The sequence below is a fragment of the Paeniglutamicibacter sulfureus genome, assembly GCF_039535115.1.
GTDB lineage: Bacteria > Actinomycetota > Actinomycetes > Actinomycetales > Micrococcaceae > Paeniglutamicibacter > Paeniglutamicibacter sulfureus.
On record NZ_BAAAWO010000001.1, the window covers coordinates 2,184,264 to 2,199,718 of the forward strand.

The following is a 15,455-nucleotide window of genomic DNA, read 5'->3' on the forward strand; positions in this document are numbered from 1 at the left end:
TGTGTGCTCGGGTACATGAAATGATGTGGGGTCGGCGCGTCCTTGTTTTGCGCTGGTTGGCTACGGCGAGGAATGGCCACGGCGACGCACCGAACGAAACCAACTCTACCCTAACGTAAGGGTAGAGTTGGAAGTCGAGGAAACAGGAGAACCCATGACTGACACCCCAACCCCAGCCGCCGATGCGCGGACCATGCACATCGGGGACCTGGCCGAGGCCACGGGCCTGTCCCAGCGAACCATCCGCCACTACGACGAGGTGGGCCTGCTCCCGGCAACCACGCGCAGTGAGGGAGGCTTTCGGATCTACACCGAATCCGACCTCCAGCGCATGCTGGTGATTCGGTCGATGAAACCTCTGGGATTCACTCTGGAGGAAATGGGCGAACTGCTGGACACCGTCGATGCCTTGGGCCTCGACAAGAACAATGCCGCCGCCCGGGCCAGGCTGTCGGAGTTCATCGGGCAGGCCGAACAGAAGCGCGCGAAGTTGGCGCTGAACCTTCGCCGGGCCGAAGACTTCATCCAGGACCTTCACAGCAGATAATCCGGCGCGATCCGCCACACGCATGACCGGGGCAGTGCTCAAGGACATTTTCGAGCCCGTGCCGGAGAGCGCCTTCGGCCTGGCCTACCCAGCGGGACTCGGCCCCACCCGAAAAATCGACGAACTGATGGCGTTCGGACGCGAGAAGTTCAGCAGGTTTTAGGCGCGCAGGGGCGAGCGCCATCCATGGACAAATTCACGGTGGACGACGTGGGCCAACCGCTTACTTCGACGTTTTGTTTGGAGCAATTTCGTCGGTTCCCCTATCAACCGACCGATCCCCGCGGGCACCGTGCCGCCACCCGGCACACATCCTGTCTCCTGCCACCGAACGTCGGCAATCATGGATACATGGCTTCCCCATCTTCCTTGTCAGTCACCGATTTCGCCGGTGCCGGCGTCGTGGTCACCGGAGCGACCTCAGGACTCGGTGCCGCGACTGCACGTCTCTTTGCCTCCCACGGAGCGCAGGTTGTGGTGTGCGGCCGCAACGAAGCCAAGGGCACTGCACTGGCCGAAGAAATCGGCGGAGTGTTTGCGCACGTCGACGTGCGCGACGAAGACTCGATGCGGGCAGCCATGGATCTTGGTGCCCGGGCACCCCGCGGACTTCGGGTCGCCGTGTCCGCAGCGGGCTCGGCCATCATCGAGAAGACCCTGGGCCGCAGCGGCGCGCACTCGCGTGCGTCCTTCACCGACCAGCTCGAGACCAACCTGGTCGGATCCTTCACCCTGCTGACCATGGCGGCAGAAGCCATGTCCGGCAACGCACCCGAATCCGACGGATCCCGCGGGGTCATTGCGCTGACCAGTTCGGTCGCCGCCTACGAGGGACAAATGGGCCAGCTGGCCTATGCCGCCTCCAAGGGCGGGGTAAACGCCATGGTCCTTCCCGCCGCCCGGGATTTGGCGCGTCACGGAATCCGTGTCCTCGGCGTGGCCCCGGGCGTCTTCGACACCCCGTTCATGGATGTCCTCAGCGACGAGGCCAAGTCGGGCATCGGCGCCGCCGTGCCCTTCCCGCAACGTCTCGGGCACGCCGGCGAGTTCGCCCAACTGATGCATTCGCTGATATCCAACCCCATGCTCAACGGCGAGGTCGTCCGCCTCGACGGTGCACTGCGCCTGGGCATGCGCTAAGTCCCCCCCACCAGCCCGAACACCCCCCTATCGTTCCCGGAGATCCAACCGCCATGCTTGCAGCAGTCGCCCACGCCCAGAACCCCAACGATCCCCTGTCCTGCCTGGAGCTGCGTGAGGTCCCCACACCTGTCGCCCCCGAAGGCTGGACCCGAGTGAAGGTCAAGGCCTCCTCGCTGAACATGCACGACGTTTGGACCTTGCGCGGGGTCGGGCACGATCCCAAGAACATCCCCATCATCCTTGGTTGCGACGTCGCCGGTGTCACCGACGACGGGCGCGAGGTCGTCATCTACCCGGTGATTGCCGACCCGGATGCCGGGAACGGGGACGAGACCCTGGACCCGAACCGTGCCCTGCTATCCGAACGGCACGACGGCGGCTTCGCCGAGTACATCGTGGTGCCCGATCGCTGCGTGATCCCCAAGCCCGAGCAACTCTCCTTCGAGGAAGCCGCCTGCCTGCCCGTGGCCTGGTCAACCGCCTACCGCATGCTCTTCACCCAAGGCCAGCTCAAGGCCGGGGACCGGGTGCTGGTCCAGGGTGCCGGCGGCGGCGTGGCCTCGGCTGCCATCGCGTTGGCCGCCGCCGCCGGAGCCACCGTCTATGCCACCAGCCGCACCGCGGACAAACGCGCCCTGGCGCTGGAACTCGGCGCCCACGCGGCATTCGAGTCCGGTACACGGCTGCCCGAGCGCGTGGACTTGGTCATCGAGACGGTCGGGGAGGCCACGTGGGGCCACTCGCTGCGCTGCCTGCGCCCGGGCGGCGCCATCGTGATCGCCGGGACGACCTCCGGCACCAGCCCGGAGGCGGACCTGGGCCGCATCTTCTACCAACAGTTGCGGATTCTTGGCTCCACCGGCTCCACCCGCCACGAAATGGTCGCGATGCTGCGCATGCTAGCCTCCACCGGACTGCGTCCGCGCATCGACCGCGTGCTGCCGTTGGAACGCATCCACGAAGGATTCGCAGCCATGATGGCCGGGGAAACCAACGGCAAGATCGTCATCACCATCGCTTGAGTCCCGGGCACTGTGCCATGATCATTCACGTGAACCAGCCAACAACCGCACCCCCTCCCTCCACGTCCCGAACCGCAGGATCCCAGACCCTGGCCCGCGGGCTCGAAGTGCTGCGTTTGGTGGCGGGCACCCCGGCAGGGCTGGGCATCAACGAGGTCGCCGAGCATGCCGGCATCCACCGCACAGGTGCCTACCGCCTGCTCAACACGCTCTGCGACGCCCAGCTGCTCCACCGCGGTGCGGACGGCCGCTTCCGCGGCGCGGCGGGGTTATTCTCCCTCTCCGCCTCGGCCTACCACTCGTTGATTGCTGCAGCCGAACCGGTGCTGCGCCGCTATGCCGACGAGCTCGGAGCCACCCTGGCCCTGATCGTGCGCGAAGGTGACGAAGCCATCGCCCTGCGGGTCACCGCCCCGACCTCCGGCACCTACCATGTGTCCTTCGCCGAGGCCTCGCGTCATCCGCTGGACCTCGGGGCCGCGGGCCACGCGATACTGGCCAGCGAGCCAGCGAGCCCCGGAGAGGATCCCCGCGTCAGCGCCGCCCGCGCCTCCGGCTACGCGCAGACCTTCGGCGAGGTGGAGCCCGGCATGCACGGCCTGGCCGTGCCGCTGGATGCCGGCATCTGCGGCGTCCCGGCCTGCCTGAACCTGATCACGGTGCGCCGGGAACAAGCGGAGGCTGCCGTCACCGTGCTGCAGCAGGCGGCCCGCGCGCTCGAGGCCGCACTGGTCTGAGGCAGGCCTCCGCGTGAACGCCCGACGAATTTCGTGCCAACTGGCGGCACACCGGCTTTGACGTGAATCACAAGGACTGGTGAACTGGGACTCAGCAGTTGTGCAGATAACGAATACTTTGTGCACTATTTACACACGGAAAGTTGATGTGGCCATGAACAGCATCCCCTCCAGCGAAGTCCTGATCATCGGAGCCGGCCCCGCCGGCCTCATGCTCGCCAACATCCTGGGGATGTACGGCCGAAGCGTCACGGTCCTCGAGGCCCGAGACGAACTCATCGACTACCCGCGCGGCGTGGGCCTTGACGACGAATCGCTGCGCACCATCCAGACCGTGGGCCTGGTGGACACCGTGCTGCCGCACACCGCACCGCAGCACATCATGCGGCTGGTCAACGGCTCCGGCAAGACCATCATGATCAACAACCCGCAGACCCGGGAATTCGGCTGGGACCGCAAGCACGCCTTCATCCAGCCCGAGGTCGACAAGGCCCTGTACGCGGGCCTGGCCCAGTACCCCAACATCAATGTGCACTTCGGCCACCTGGTCGAGGACGTCATCGAGGACGCCGCCGGCGTCACCGCCATTGCCCGCGTGACCAATGCCGATGGAACCGAAACCGAGCACCGCTTTTCCGCGCAGTACCTGGTGGGTTGCGAGGGCGGCAAGTCCCCGACGCGCAAGCGCATGGGCGTGAGCTTCGAGGGCGACTCCCCCTCCACCCGCTGGCTGGTCGTCGATGTCGACAACGACCCATTGGGCACCCCCAACGTCTTTCTCGGGGCGGACCCCAAGCGCCCGTATGTCTCCATCGGCCTGCCCCACGCCGTCCGCCGCTGGGAGTTTATGCTCCACGACCACGAGGACGAATCGGTGGTCACCTCCAAGGAGTGGGTCGCAGAGATGCTCAAGGACCACGTCCCGGACCCGCACAACCTGTCCTACATCCGCCGCCGCGTCTTCACCCACCACGGCCGCGTTGCCGGTTCCTTCCGCAAGGGCCGCCAGCTGATTGCCGGGGATGCCGCGCACCTGATGCCCGTGTGGATGGGCCAGGGCTGGAACTCGGGAATGCGCGATGCCACCAACCTGGGCTGGAAGCTGACCAGCGTGCTGACCGGCACCGCCGGCGAGGACATCCTGGACACCTACACCTCCGAGCGCAAGGACCACGCCAAGGCCATGGTCGATTTGTCCATGACCCTGGGCTCGGTCATCAAGATCACCAACCCGTTGGCCGTCGCCGCCCGCGACGCCGCTTCCTCGGTGCTCAACCTCTTCCCCTCGGCCAAGAGCTACTTCTCCGACATGCGCTTCAAGCCGATGCCTCGCTACACCGCCGGCGTGCTGGCGGACCCCACCACCCAGGCCTCCGGCACGGCCGCCGCGAAGCTCACCAGCAAGCTGATCCCGGTCAAGACCGCGAACAGGAAGGTCTCCCCGGTCGGCGTGCAGTTCCCGCAGCCGCGCGTGAACTCGCAGCTCGATGAGAACCTGCTGCTCGATGACGTCATCGGCAACTGGTGGACCGTGCTGGTCTGGGGCAACGATCCCAAGGACGTGCTCCCCGCCCACTCCATCAAGGCACTCGAGGCCCTCGGCGCGAAGCTCGTGGCCTTGGTTCCCGAAACCCAGCGTGAATGGGCCCAGGAACACATGAGCGAGGACGTATTGGTGCTGGGAGACCACACCGGCGCAGTGAAGAAGTGGTTCGACGAGCGCCCGACCCCGATGATCTTCCTTCGCCCGGACCGCTTCGTCGCCGGTGCTTGCCTGCACCAGCACGGGCCTGCCACGCTGCAGGCGATCCTCGATTCCATGGGAAGTGCAGCCGATCATTCCCCGTCCAAGGCGCAGGACTCGGCCCTGGCAGTGTAGCTTCGGCGCCCCAACAGACAACAACGACAGGCGCGGTCCCCACACCCGGTACACCGGGTGTGGGGACCGCGCCTGCTTGCACTCGTTCTGTCCTGCCCCGCCCTGCGAGCTGAACCTAACCTTCCGCGCCTGGGCTGGAAACCGCATGGGCAAGAACCGGCTGGTCCTCGAACACCGGGGCCAGCCGACGGCCAGCCCCGTGCAGGATCCGGGTCCGCTCCCCCGGGTCCTCCGAGCCCACAACTTCCGCGGGTGGACCGGGTACCCATGTCCACCCAAGGCCTTCGGCCAGCGCGCGCAGATTCCTTCGGTTGATTTCATGCAGGGCTGTTGGCTCGTTCGGGAAGCTGCCGAGCACGAGCACGCCGTTGGCAAAGCCGCGGGCGAGAGCCGCTTCCAGGGTCAGCGCCGTGTGGTTCAACGTCCCCAGGTGCGGCCGGGTGACCACCACCAGCCGTGCCCCGAGCGCGCCGGCAACATCGACGATGGTGTCCCCGGCCAAGGTCAGGGACACGAGAATTCCGCCGGCACCCTCGACGATGACGACGTCGTTCTCCAAGGCCAGTTCCTGCACGCGCCGAAGGTGGTCCCTAAGAACGGGAAGCGCTTGGGCCGCCCGGGCGCCCCCGGCGTGCAGGGCCGCATCCACCGGTGCCATGGGGTCCGCCAACCTGGCACCTTCTTCGAGTCCCAGCGACGGCGGGTTCCCGAGCCAGTCGCCGATCGACTGGACGTCGCCTGCCTGCCCGGGTGCCACGCCGGTTTGTGTCGGCTTGTAAATGGCAACCCGCCGCCCCGCATCCAGGGCGCAGGCGGCCAGGGCCGCGCTGACGACCGTCTTTCCGACATCGGTGTCGGTCCCGGTGACAACGAGAATCATGCCATCGCCTCCCTCGCGCCCAGCGCAGTCCATACCGTCCGCGGTGCCTGAAAGGAGAGCAGGTGCATCCAGTTCGGCTCATCGCCCGCCGGTCTCAGGTCCGGCAACGCCCGGGCCGCGGCCCCCAGCACCACCTCGGTTTCCATCCGTGCCAGCCCGGCGCCCAGGCAGCGGTGGATGCCGAATCCGAAAGCCAGCGAGTCGTCGTTGGCTTCCCCCAGGACCCCGCCGGAGAGCCTGAGCACCAAATGCTCACCTTCGGCAAAACGGTGCCCGTCGAGTTCGATGTCCGCAGCGACGCGACGGCGCCAGGTCGGTACCGATGAGGCTTGGGCCAGCACGTGGCCCACCAGATCCGCCGCGGACTTCTCCGAGTCGGCGCATTGCGTCCAGCGGTCCTCGTGCAGGGCAGTGCGCAGCGCGGTGGCGATGAGCATGGCGGTGGTTTCCTGCCCGGCAATGGTCAGGAAGTAGCCCAGTGAGCGGATCCGTGCCGAGTCGACCCCTGAATGGTGCAGCGCCGCGTAGAGGTTTCCGTCATCGCGGGCCACGGCCTCGGCCACGGAGGTCTCGAGCCAGGCATGGAACCCGGCGGCGCTGGCAGCCAGCTCCAGCTGGCGCTTGGCATCGGGCCAACCCCAGAAGAGTTCCAGCGAGTCCTGGCTCCAGGCCTTGAGGTCCTCGGCCGGCGGTATCGGCACCCCGGTGAGCCGGTGCATGACCTCGGGCGGAATCACCGCCGCCAGCCGCTGCGCCAGGTCGATGCTGGCACCGCCGCGGTACTCCTCGGCAAGCCCGGCGCAGATCGCCGCCACGCGTTCCTTGATGGGACCTGCCTGCGCGGCGACCTTCGCAGGGCTGAAGAATCTGGCCACCACCCGGCGCACCGCCAGGTGGTCGGACCCGCTTGCACTGGCCAATACCGGCGGCAGAGAGAACCTCGCCGCCGCCAGGATGCGCAGCGCCGCCGGCTCCAGATCGATGGCGGTGTCCAGCGCGTTGTCCGGGGTAAACACCTCAGGGCGCAGCAGGATCCGGCGCACCAGGGCGGGGTCCTCGATGCTGCAGTAGCGGCGGTTGACTTCTACGGGGTAGGCATCGGGTAGCGGTCCGGCCAGGGGCGCCAGCTCTCCGAGCGTGGCGGCTGGGGAGGCAAAGGGGCAACTCATGATTCTTCCTCCAGGATGATCCGGGCGATGGCGTGCAGGGCGTCGAGCAGGGCATCGGGATCGTGGTCGGCGTGCGCGGTGATCCGCAGCCGCGAGACCCCGTCGGGAACACTCGGCGGCCGGAAGCAGGCCACGGCGATGCCGCGGCCGTGCAGCAAGGCGGCGGCCCTCACGGCAGCGGCGGCTTCGGGCATCGTGACCGAATGCACCGCTCCGGCCCCCCGCTCGATGCGGTGGCGCAGACGCGGATCGGCCGCCAGGGTGTCGTGGACCAGCTTGGCGTTGCGCCCCAGCCTGGCCAGGGCCCCGGCGTCGGCCAGTCCCAGGGCGCGAACCGCGGCGCCGGCGGCGGCCGGGGCCAGTGCGGTGTCGAAGAGGAAGGTGCGCGAGGTGTTGACGAGGTGCTCGCGCAGCGCTTCGGCCTGCCCGCCGCCGAGCAGCACCGCGCCGCCCTGGGCACCCAGGGCCTTGGAAAGCGTGCACGTGGCCAGCACGTGGGAAGAGTCGGCCAACCCGGCCGCGCGCACCGCCGAACCCTGGTGCGTGGCCGCCAGCGAATGGGCCTCATCGACCACCAGCAATGCCTGGTGGGTTTCGCAGAGCTCCGCTGCCGCGGCCAGGTCGGAGGCATCCCCGAGCACCGAATAGACCGATTCGACGATGAGCGCCACGCGCGTCGCCGGCGTGGCGCAGTCGCGGTTCACCTCCAGTAGCCGCGCGACATCCGCGAGGTCGTTGTGCGCGCTCGTCTCCACGCGGGCACCGGAGAGCCGGGCGCCGTCGATCAGACTGGCGTGGGCGTGCGCATCGAGGATGAAGAGGCTGCCCGGTCCGCCGAGGGCTTGGAGCAACCCGAGGTTCGCGGTGTACCCGCTGGAATAGACCAGGGCCTCGGCACGGCGCGTGTAGCGGCACAGGGCATCCTCCAGCTCCCGGTGCACCCCCAGGGTGCCGGTGGCCACACGGCTGGCGGAAGCCCCGGCCCCATACCTGTGCACGGCGTCCGCGGCGGCCCGGCGCACCTCGGGGTGCCCGCTGAGCCCTAGGTAGTCGTTGGAGGCAAGGTCCATGAGCGTCTCGCGGGAGCTCTCGGTGCGGTGCAGTCCGCGGGCCGCGCGCACCCGGGCCCGGTCCCCCAGCCACTGTCCCCACGGTTGGGCGGGTGCCGCCGGTGCCGGTTCGCGGGCGGATTCGAGGCTAGTTTCCATGGATTTCGGCCACCGCCAGGACCAGCGCGTCGCCCAGGACTTGCAGGTCCCCGGGGGTGCAGACATAGGGCGGCATGACGTAGAGCAGGTCGCGGAAGGGACGCACCCAGGCTCCGCGGCGCACCGCTGCCTTGGTCACCTCGGCCACGCGCACCGGATCGTGCAGCTGGATGACTCCGACGCCGCCGAGCACGCGCACCTCTTTCACGCAGGACAGCACTCGTGCCGGGGCCAGCGCTTCGCGCAGTGCGGCCTCCAGCGCGGAGACCTGCCCACGCCAGGGGGCGGAGGCCGAGCGCGGATCCGCGGAGCCGGTGAGCAGTTCCAGCGAGGCATTGGCCACGGCGCAGGCCAGCGGGTTGCCCATGAATGTGGGTCCGTGCAGCAGCGCGGACCCGGGGCCGGGGCCGCCCAGTGCCCGGGCCACCTTGGGGGTGCACAGCATCGCGGCCAGCGAAAGGTAGCCGCCGGTCAGGGCCTTGCCCACGCACATCACGTCCGGAGCGACCTGCGCCCATTCGGAGGCGAAGAGCGCACCGGTGCGCCCGAACCCGGTGGCGATCTCGTCGAAAATCAGCAACAGATCGTGTTCGTCGGCGATCTCGCGCAGGATCCGCAGCGCCTTCGGGGCGTAGGTGAACATGCCCCCTGCGCCCTGGAGGATGGGCTCGCAAATGATGCCTGCAAGTTCATCCATGTAGGCGGCGGCGATCTTCCGTGCCGCGACTTCCCACTCGGCCAGCTCCGCGGCGTCGGATTCCCACTGCCCCTCGGTGGTGAGTCGGGCAGCTGGCGGGCGCGGCAGGAACACCTGTTCGCGTCCCGGCTGGGCGAATGCCGCGTGCATTCCGTCCACGGGGTCGCACACGCCCATCGCCGCGAAGGTATCGCCGTGGTAGCCGCCGCGCAGGGCCGCGAAGCGCCGGCGGGTGTCGTGCCCACGTGCGTGCTGGTATTGCAGGGCGAGCTTGAGCGCCACTTCCACGGAGATGGACCCGGAGTCGGCCAGGAACACGTGGGCCAGTTCGCCCGGCGCCATGGCCACGAGTCGTTCGGCCAGCTGAACGGCAGGGGCGTGGGTGAGCCCGCCGAACATGACGTGGCTGAACCGGTCGATCTGCGCGTGGGCTGCGGCATCGAGCACGGGGTTCCGGTAGCCGTGCACCATTGACCACCAGGAGGCCATGCCGTCAATGACCTCGTGGGTGCCCGATTCGTCGGCCAACATCAGCCGCACGCCATCGGCACCGGTGACCGCGTAGTGCGCCCCGGCGTCCAGGGAGGCATAGGGGTGCCAGAGCAGCCCGGAGTCCCGTGCGAGCAATCCGTCCTGCCGGGCCAGCTGGGGTGCTGCGGCACTCATGCGTTGGGGCTTTCCGGCGTGCCGGCGCCGCGGCGGCGCAGCACCGGTTCGCCCGAACCACCCATCGGGCCGCAACCCTGAGCGGCGCTGCCGCAGCCACTGCCGCACCCGGTGCCGCAGGCAGGAGCTTCAACGGGTGCCGGTGCGGCATCGGAGCGGTGGCGCAAGCGGGCTGCAAGTTCGGCCGGATCGATGTCCTCCTGGCCCAGCACCACGTATCCGGCGTCGGAGATCATTTCCAAATCGCGCCGCGCGTCCTGGCCTTCGGAGGTGAGGTAGTCGCCGAGGAAGAGCGAGTTGGCAACGGCCAGCGCGGTGGACTGCAGGGAGCGCAGGTGCATTTCGCGCCCGCCGGCCATCCGCAACTCGGTCGCGGGGCAGGCCATGCGGACCAGCGCCAGGATGCGCAGGCAGGCCATCGGGGTCAGGTGCCAGGTGCCTGCCAGCGGTGTGCCGTCGAAGGGCATCAGGAAGTTGACAGGGATCGAGTCGGCATCCAGCTCACGCAGGGCGAAGACGGCCTCGACAACCTGTTCCGGGCTCTCCCCCATCCCCACGATGAGTCCCGAGCACGGCGAAAGTCCGGCGTCCTTGGCAGCCCCGACGGTATCCACGCGCTCCTGGTAGGTGTGGGTCGAGCAAATCTCCGGGTAGAGGGACTCGGCGGTGTTCAGGTTGTGGTTGTAGGCATCAGTGCCGGCCTGGCGCAGCCTTTGGGCTTGGCCCTCCTTGAGAATGCCCAGGCAGGCACAGACCTCCACCTGCGGATGCTCCTCCTTGATCTGTTCGATCATGGTTGCCACCCGGTCCACGTCCCTGTTGCTGGGGCCCTTGCCGGAGGCGACCATGCAGACGCGGGATGCGCCGCCGGCGATTCCAAGCCCTGCCTGGTGCACCGCTTCGTCGGGCTTGAGCCAGGTGTACTTAAGGATTTCGGCCTTGGAACCCAGACGCTGGGAGCAGTAGGTGCAGTCCTCGGGGCAGAGTCCCGACTTGAGGTTCACCAGGTAGTTCACCTTGACGGTGTTGGCGAAGTGCGCCCGGCGCAGGGTTCCTGCGGCAGCCACCAGCTCCAGGGTCTGGGCATCCGGGGTGTCGAGGATAGCCAGGGCCTCGGCGGCGGTGATCCGATGGCCGGCGGCCACGCGTGCCGCGAGACCTGCGAAACCTGCGGCTTCGTTGCCGGGCTGGTGGGAGTTGCCGATTGTCTGGGTCACGGTCATGGCAAGGGCCTTCCGGTATGGCGCTGTGCGCGGTTCCATTGCCGGTGCGCGGATGAAAGGCACCCCGCAACGATCAACTGAACACTGTTCAATAGGTTCGGAACATACCGTAACCCAAATCTTGAACGGTGTTCAATTCCTGCAAGGCGTCCACACCGCTTCTTGCATGAATCCGGAAACACGGAAGCGGGACGGAACCGGTCATCGGTTCCGCCCCGCCGCTGTGCAGCGCCGGCCGCAGGTTATGTCGGCTGGCCCACCCCGATGACGTCAAGGTCGTGGCCAATGACCAGGCGCCCGTCAAAGCCTTCCCCGCACCGCGCCCAGACCTCGTCCGGACGATTTCCGGGAACCAAGTGCGAGAGCACCAGAGTTCCGACTCCGGCATCCTGGGCCACCGCACCCACGTCCTCGATCAGCGTGTGCGACCGGATCAGATGCTGGTATAGGCCTTCCTGCGCGTCGTTGCGCGGCTGCGGGAAGAGCGATTCGGGCCAGGACTTGTCGATGACCTCGTGCACCAGCACATCGGCACCCCGGGCAAGGGTAATGATGTTCGGTGTCAGCCCGGTGTCCCCGGAGAAGACCACCGAGCCGTCGGCCGTATCGAAGCGATAGGCCAACGCGGGGAAAACCGGCGCATGGTTGACCAGAATCGCCGACACCGTGACGTACTCGTCCTGGAAGAACACGAATGGCTCCATGACTGGACACGGTTCAGTGTTCGGGTTCTTCAGGTACTTCTTCGGAACCGGCACATCGAAGGCTTCCCAGAGTTCTTCCGGACGCGGCTTGCGGTTGTCAAAAAGCCGGTCATTGAAGTCGGTGGCGAAGGCCTGGACCAGCAGGTCGGTCATCTCCTTCGTGCCCGGGGTGGGGTTCTTGGGATTGATCGGCTGGGGCGCCTTTCCTTCGCCGAATAGCTCGGGCACTTCGCCGCGGTTGCCCGGACCCCAGATCGGCACCTTGCTGCCCACATTCTGCAGCCCGTTGAAGATTCCTTCGCTGAGGATGTTGTTCAGGTCCACCACGTGGTCGGAGTGCAAGTGGGTCAGGAAGATCCCGCCCAGCACGTCCAGCGGCCCATCCATGTCGGAATCGAAGTTAGGGCCGAGCTTTGCCTTCCGCAGCTGGCCCATGACACCGTGGCCCGCGTCAATGATGTAGTACCGGTCGCCCACAACAAGTGCCGAGGAGATGCCCTCGCGGGTTCCTCCCGGCCAGTATGGGGGCCCGCCGGAGGTTCCCAGCAATACCAACCGGGTCCGGTGGCTGCCGGCCGGTGCGGGGCCGTATTGCCGGGCCCCGCCGGGTCCGGGTTCGGCGGCCTGTGCCTGGCCCGAAACTGCGCCGATGCCCAGGGCCGCGGCCCCGAGCCCGAAGCTGGCCAACATTGTTCGTCGTGCAACGCCCGCGGCAGCGGCCTTGCCCATGATTTCGCACATGGCGATCCTTCCGTTCGATGTCGCCGCGAGTGATGCCCTGTGGCTTTTCGCGGCTTGGTTCTGGAATGCCTGCCCGTCGCCGGCTTCGCCGGGCGCAGACTGGCCGGTGCCCGGTGGCTGGCAGGCCGGGTTCGACCGGGGCACGGGCACCCCGGACGCCGGGGGCCTGCGGTCCTACGCTTCTCCGGGGGCGAGGACGATGTCGAAGCGGGTCCGGGCCCACGCAGCGGTGCCGAGGTCGCGTCCGTCGGGCGCGGGGGTGCCGGCGGGCTGCTCGGTGAACCCCTTGATGAGCGATTCCTTGACGCCGAAGACCGAATCCCCGATCTCCAGCTGCGGGTCCCCCTCGACGAAGATGTGGGTGACCAGGGTGCGCAGGCCTGGGGCGGTGACCATGAAGTGCAGGTGCGCCGCGCGGACCGGGGAGCGGCCGACGGATTCGAGCATCTTCCCGACTGGCCCGTCATGCGGGATCGGGTAGGGGGTCGGGGTCAGGCCCCAGAAGGCGTAGTTCCCCTGCGCGTCGGAGTGGAGGTGGCCGCGCCCCGCGATGCGCGCATCGGCGTACTGGACGTCGTAGAAGCCGCCCTCGTCCGCTTCCCAGATCTCGATCCGCGCGTTCGGGACGGGGGTGCCGGCGGCGTCGGTGACGGTGCCCTCGAACCAGCAGGGCTGGCCGGCGGCCCCGCCGGCGATGTCCCCGCCGATTGGGATCGCGGGGGCATCCTCGACGAAGAAGGGGCCAAACACCGTGGCCTCTGTCGCGTTCCCCTGTGCCTCGTTGTTCACCGCGATGGTCTGCATGGAGGCGCCGAGCACGTCGGAAAGCAGGACGAATTCCTGGCGCTTGTCGTCGGTGATGTGCCCGGCGGCGGTGAGGAACCCGATGGCGGCCTCCCATTCGGCCTCGGTGAGCCGCACGTCGCGGATGAAGGCGTGCAGGTGGCGGGTCAGCGATTGCATCAGCTGCTTGAGCCGGGGGTCGGTGCAGGTTTCGAAGGAGGCCAGCACCCGCGCGGTGAGGTCCTCCTCCACGCGTCGCTGCTGCCCTCCGACCGACTCCCCGGACGCGTTGCCGGCCTTTCCGGCCGCGATGTGGTTCAAGGAAGTCTCCTGGGGAAAATCGTTTGGCGAGGCCCCGCCAAGGGCCGCGGCGCCTCAGGGCGGGGCCGGACCACATGGTCCAGACCCGCCCAGGCCTGCGGGCATCGGGCCCGGCCGGTTGCCGTGTTAGCGACCGCGCTTCATGTAGGCGTTCACATCGTCGCTGTTGAACAGGTCCGGAACTGTCCAGCCATCCAAGTTGTATTCGCCCATGCACTGTTCGACCATGCCGTTCATCATGCCTGCGGTGCCCGTCTGCTTGGCGTGCATGAGCATCTCGACGCGCACGTTCTCATGGTTGCCCGAGTAGTTGCGTTCGTACAGCTCGTGGCGGCCGCCGAACTCGGAGCCGATCGCGTCCCAGAGCAGCTTCATCAGCTTCACGCGGTCCACCGCCTGCACCCCGTTGGAGCCGCGCACGTACTTGTCCAGGTAGGGGCGGATCTCCAGGTTCTGGAAGTCCAGCGCACCGCTGGGCAGGTAGATCAAGCCCGAGGCCACGTCCTGTTCGATGATCTCCTTGACGCGCGGATACCCTTGGGCCATGAACATGCGGTAGGCCAGGCCGTATTCCATCTTCGGCAGCACCGAGCCGTTCGGGCCCTTGTCCGGGTTGAGCATCATCCCGTCGACCAGTCCCCAGAACAGGTTGCGCCAGCCGATGACCTCGCCGGCCCGCGCCTGCACGCCGCGGAAATCCTGCGTGCCGGTGATCTCCAGGGCCTTGAGCAGCAGTCCGGCAATGAAGTCCAGCTTCACGGCCAGGCGGATGCAGCCCTGGAAGGTGAAACGCTGGATGAAGCCGGTCTGCGGCATGAAGCCGTTGATCTGCTCCGGGTCCCCGTAGGCGAAGATGTTCTCCCACGGCACCAGCACCTTGTCGAACACGAACACCGCGTCGTTCTCGTCCATTCGCGAGGACAGCGGGTAGTCGAACGGGGTGCCGGTCACCGCGGCGTTTTGGGCATAGGAGGTGCGCGAGATCAGCTTCACGCCCGGGGCATCCATTGGCACGGTGCAGATCAGCGCGTATTCCTTCTTCTTGATCGGCAGCCCGTAGTGCGAGATGAAGTTGAAGTTGGTGATGGCCGAACCGGTGGCCACGACCTTTGCGCCGGAAACGATCACGCCGTTGTCGGTCTCCTTCTCCACCTTCATGAAGACGTCGGCCACTTCGTCCGGCGGCAGGTGTCGGTCCACCGGCGGGTTGATGATCGCGTGGTTCCAGTACAGGACCTTCTCCTGCGATTCCTTGTACCAGCGCAGCGCATTCTCCTGGTACGGCGAGTAGAACTCCGGCATGGAACCCAGGGTCCCCAGGAAGGCAGCCTTGTAGTCCGGCGAGCGCCCGAGCCAGCCGTAGCTCATCCGGGCCCAGGTTTCGATGGCGGTACGCGATTCCTTAAGGTCCTCCACGGACTTCGGCACCTTGAAGAACGGGTGGGTCATGCCGCCGGAACCGGTGTCGGTCGGGGAAAGGAGCTTGCCGGAGGTGGCCGGGTCGTGGAACCCGTCGTACAGGCGGGCAGCCATGCGGACCGAGTTGCGGAAGGCCGGATGGGTGGTCACGTCATCGACGCGCTCACCGTGAATGTAGACCTCGCGGCCGTCGCGCAGCGACTCAATGTATTCGTCGCCGGTCATCGGCAACTTGGGGTTGGCGGGGGTGGTCCGCTCGGACATGTCCGCAACGGCCTTTTCGGTGTCTGGTGCCTGGGTCATGCTGCTCAGCTCC

General features: G+C 67.5%; 14 protein-coding genes. 6 read left to right on the forward strand and 8 right to left on the reverse strand.

The annotated features are described in order from the left end of the window. The first annotated feature begins 154 nt into the window (after positions 1-154). From ABD687_RS09975 to mhpA, 6 genes are all read left to right on the forward strand, one after another. Positions 155-547, forward strand: a complete 393-nt coding sequence (locus ABD687_RS09975) for a MerR family transcriptional regulator (RefSeq protein ID WP_302264479.1) — start codon at positions 155-157, stop codon at positions 545-547. 34 nt (positions 548-581) lie between these two features. Next, on the forward strand, positions 582-710 hold the full coding sequence (locus ABD687_RS09980; protein WP_310291654.1) for a hypothetical protein: 129 nt from the start codon (positions 582-584) through the stop codon (positions 708-710). Between the two features lie 188 nt (positions 711-898). Next, a complete protein-coding gene (locus ABD687_RS09985) occupies positions 899-1,687 on the forward strand; it encodes an SDR family NAD(P)-dependent oxidoreductase (RefSeq protein ID WP_310291651.1) in 789 nt (262 codons plus the stop codon). Positions 1,688-1,740: 53 nt separating this feature from the next. Next, positions 1,741-2,712 (forward strand): zinc-binding dehydrogenase, encoded by a 972-nt coding sequence (locus ABD687_RS09990; RefSeq protein WP_310291648.1) that lies wholly within the window; start codon positions 1,741-1,743, stop codon positions 2,710-2,712. Positions 2,713-2,741: 29 nt separating this feature from the next. After that, entirely contained in the window at positions 2,742-3,449 is a 708-nt protein-coding gene (locus tag ABD687_RS09995) for an IclR family transcriptional regulator (protein ID WP_310291645.1), read from the forward strand. A 154-nt stretch (positions 3,450-3,603) separates the two neighbouring features. Further along, complete coding sequence (mhpA, locus tag ABD687_RS10000) at positions 3,604-5,328, forward strand: bifunctional 3-(3-hydroxy-phenyl)propionate/3-hydroxycinnamic acid hydroxylase MhpA (protein WP_310291643.1); 1,725 nt, start codon at positions 3,604-3,606, stop codon at positions 5,326-5,328. 115 nt (positions 5,329-5,443) lie between these two features. Here the strand turns inward: mhpA and bioD are convergent, their stop codons facing one another. The 8 genes from bioD to ABD687_RS10040 all read right to left on the reverse strand — a co-directional run bounded on the left by bioD (position 5,444) and on the right by ABD687_RS10040 (position 15,442). Then, positions 5,444-6,208, reverse strand: a complete 765-nt coding sequence (gene bioD / locus ABD687_RS10005) for a dethiobiotin synthase (protein WP_310291642.1) — start codon at positions 6,206-6,208, stop codon at positions 5,444-5,446. Further along, a complete protein-coding gene (locus ABD687_RS10010; RefSeq protein WP_310291640.1) occupies positions 6,205-7,377 on the reverse strand; it encodes a cytochrome P450 in 1,173 nt (390 codons plus the stop codon). The genes bioD and ABD687_RS10010 overlap by 4 nt, the downstream gene beginning before the upstream one ends. Then, complete coding sequence (locus ABD687_RS10015; RefSeq protein ID WP_310291637.1) at positions 7,374-8,585, reverse strand: aminotransferase class I/II-fold pyridoxal phosphate-dependent enzyme; 1,212 nt, start codon at positions 8,583-8,585, stop codon at positions 7,374-7,376. Before ABD687_RS10015 ends, ABD687_RS10010 begins: the two co-directional genes overlap by 4 nt. Then, a complete protein-coding gene (gene bioA / locus ABD687_RS10020) occupies positions 8,575-9,948 on the reverse strand; it encodes an adenosylmethionine--8-amino-7-oxononanoate transaminase (RefSeq protein WP_310291634.1) in 1,374 nt (457 codons plus the stop codon). The genes ABD687_RS10015 and bioA overlap by 11 nt, the downstream gene beginning before the upstream one ends. Continuing rightward, positions 9,945-11,171 (reverse strand): biotin synthase BioB, encoded by a 1,227-nt coding sequence (gene bioB / locus ABD687_RS10025; protein WP_310291631.1) that lies wholly within the window; start codon positions 11,169-11,171, stop codon positions 9,945-9,947. The genes bioA and bioB overlap by 4 nt, the downstream gene beginning before the upstream one ends. 242 nt (positions 11,172-11,413) lie before the next feature. Further along, positions 11,414-12,616: an MBL fold metallo-hydrolase gene (locus tag ABD687_RS10030; protein ID WP_310291628.1), complete on the reverse strand. Its 1,203-nt coding sequence runs from the start codon at positions 12,614-12,616 to the stop codon at positions 11,414-11,416. Between the two features lie 174 nt (positions 12,617-12,790). Continuing rightward, complete coding sequence (locus tag ABD687_RS10035) at positions 12,791-13,651, reverse strand: dioxygenase family protein (protein WP_377700298.1); 861 nt, start codon at positions 13,649-13,651, stop codon at positions 12,791-12,793. A gap of 195 nt (positions 13,652-13,846) precedes the next feature. Beyond that, positions 13,847-15,442, reverse strand: a complete 1,596-nt coding sequence (locus tag ABD687_RS10040; RefSeq protein WP_302264463.1) for a 4-hydroxyphenylacetate 3-hydroxylase family protein — start codon at positions 15,440-15,442, stop codon at positions 13,847-13,849. Positions 15,443-15,455 lie beyond the last annotated feature (13 nt).

Excerpts from the sequence above, each read along its gene's own strand:
- ABD687_RS09975 (WP_302264479.1), top strand. The coding sequence starts at position 155 with ATGACTGACACCCCAACCCCAGCCGCCGATGCGCGGACCATGCACATC.
- ABD687_RS09985 (WP_310291651.1), top strand. The coding sequence starts at position 899 with ATGGCTTCCCCATCTTCCTTGTCAGTCACCGATTTCGCCGGTGCCGGC.
- mhpA (WP_310291643.1), top strand. The coding sequence starts at position 3,604 with ATGAACAGCATCCCCTCCAGCGAAGTCCTGATCATCGGAGCCGGCCCC.
- ABD687_RS10030 (WP_310291628.1), bottom strand. The coding sequence starts at position 12,616 with ATGTGCGAAATCATGGGCAAGGCCGCTGCCGCGGGCGTTGCACGACGA.
- ABD687_RS10040 (WP_302264463.1), bottom strand. The coding sequence starts at position 15,442 with ATGACCCAGGCACCAGACACCGAAAAGGCCGTTGCGGACATGTCCGAG.
- ABD687_RS10010 (WP_310291640.1), bottom strand. The coding sequence starts at position 7,377 with ATGAGTTGCCCCTTTGCCTCCCCAGCCGCCACGCTCGGAGAGCTGGCG.
- bioB (WP_310291631.1), bottom strand. The coding sequence starts at position 11,171 with ATGACCGTGACCCAGACAATCGGCAACTCCCACCAGCCCGGCAACGAA.
- bioA (WP_310291634.1), bottom strand. The coding sequence starts at position 9,948 with ATGAGTGCCGCAGCACCCCAGCTGGCCCGGCAGGACGGATTGCTCGCA.
- ABD687_RS10015 (WP_310291637.1), bottom strand. The coding sequence starts at position 8,585 with ATGGAAACTAGCCTCGAATCCGCCCGCGAACCGGCACCGGCGGCACCC.
- bioD (WP_310291642.1), bottom strand. The coding sequence starts at position 6,208 with ATGATTCTCGTTGTCACCGGGACCGACACCGATGTCGGAAAGACGGTC.
- ABD687_RS09990 (WP_310291648.1), top strand. The coding sequence starts at position 1,741 with ATGCTTGCAGCAGTCGCCCACGCCCAGAACCCCAACGATCCCCTGTCC.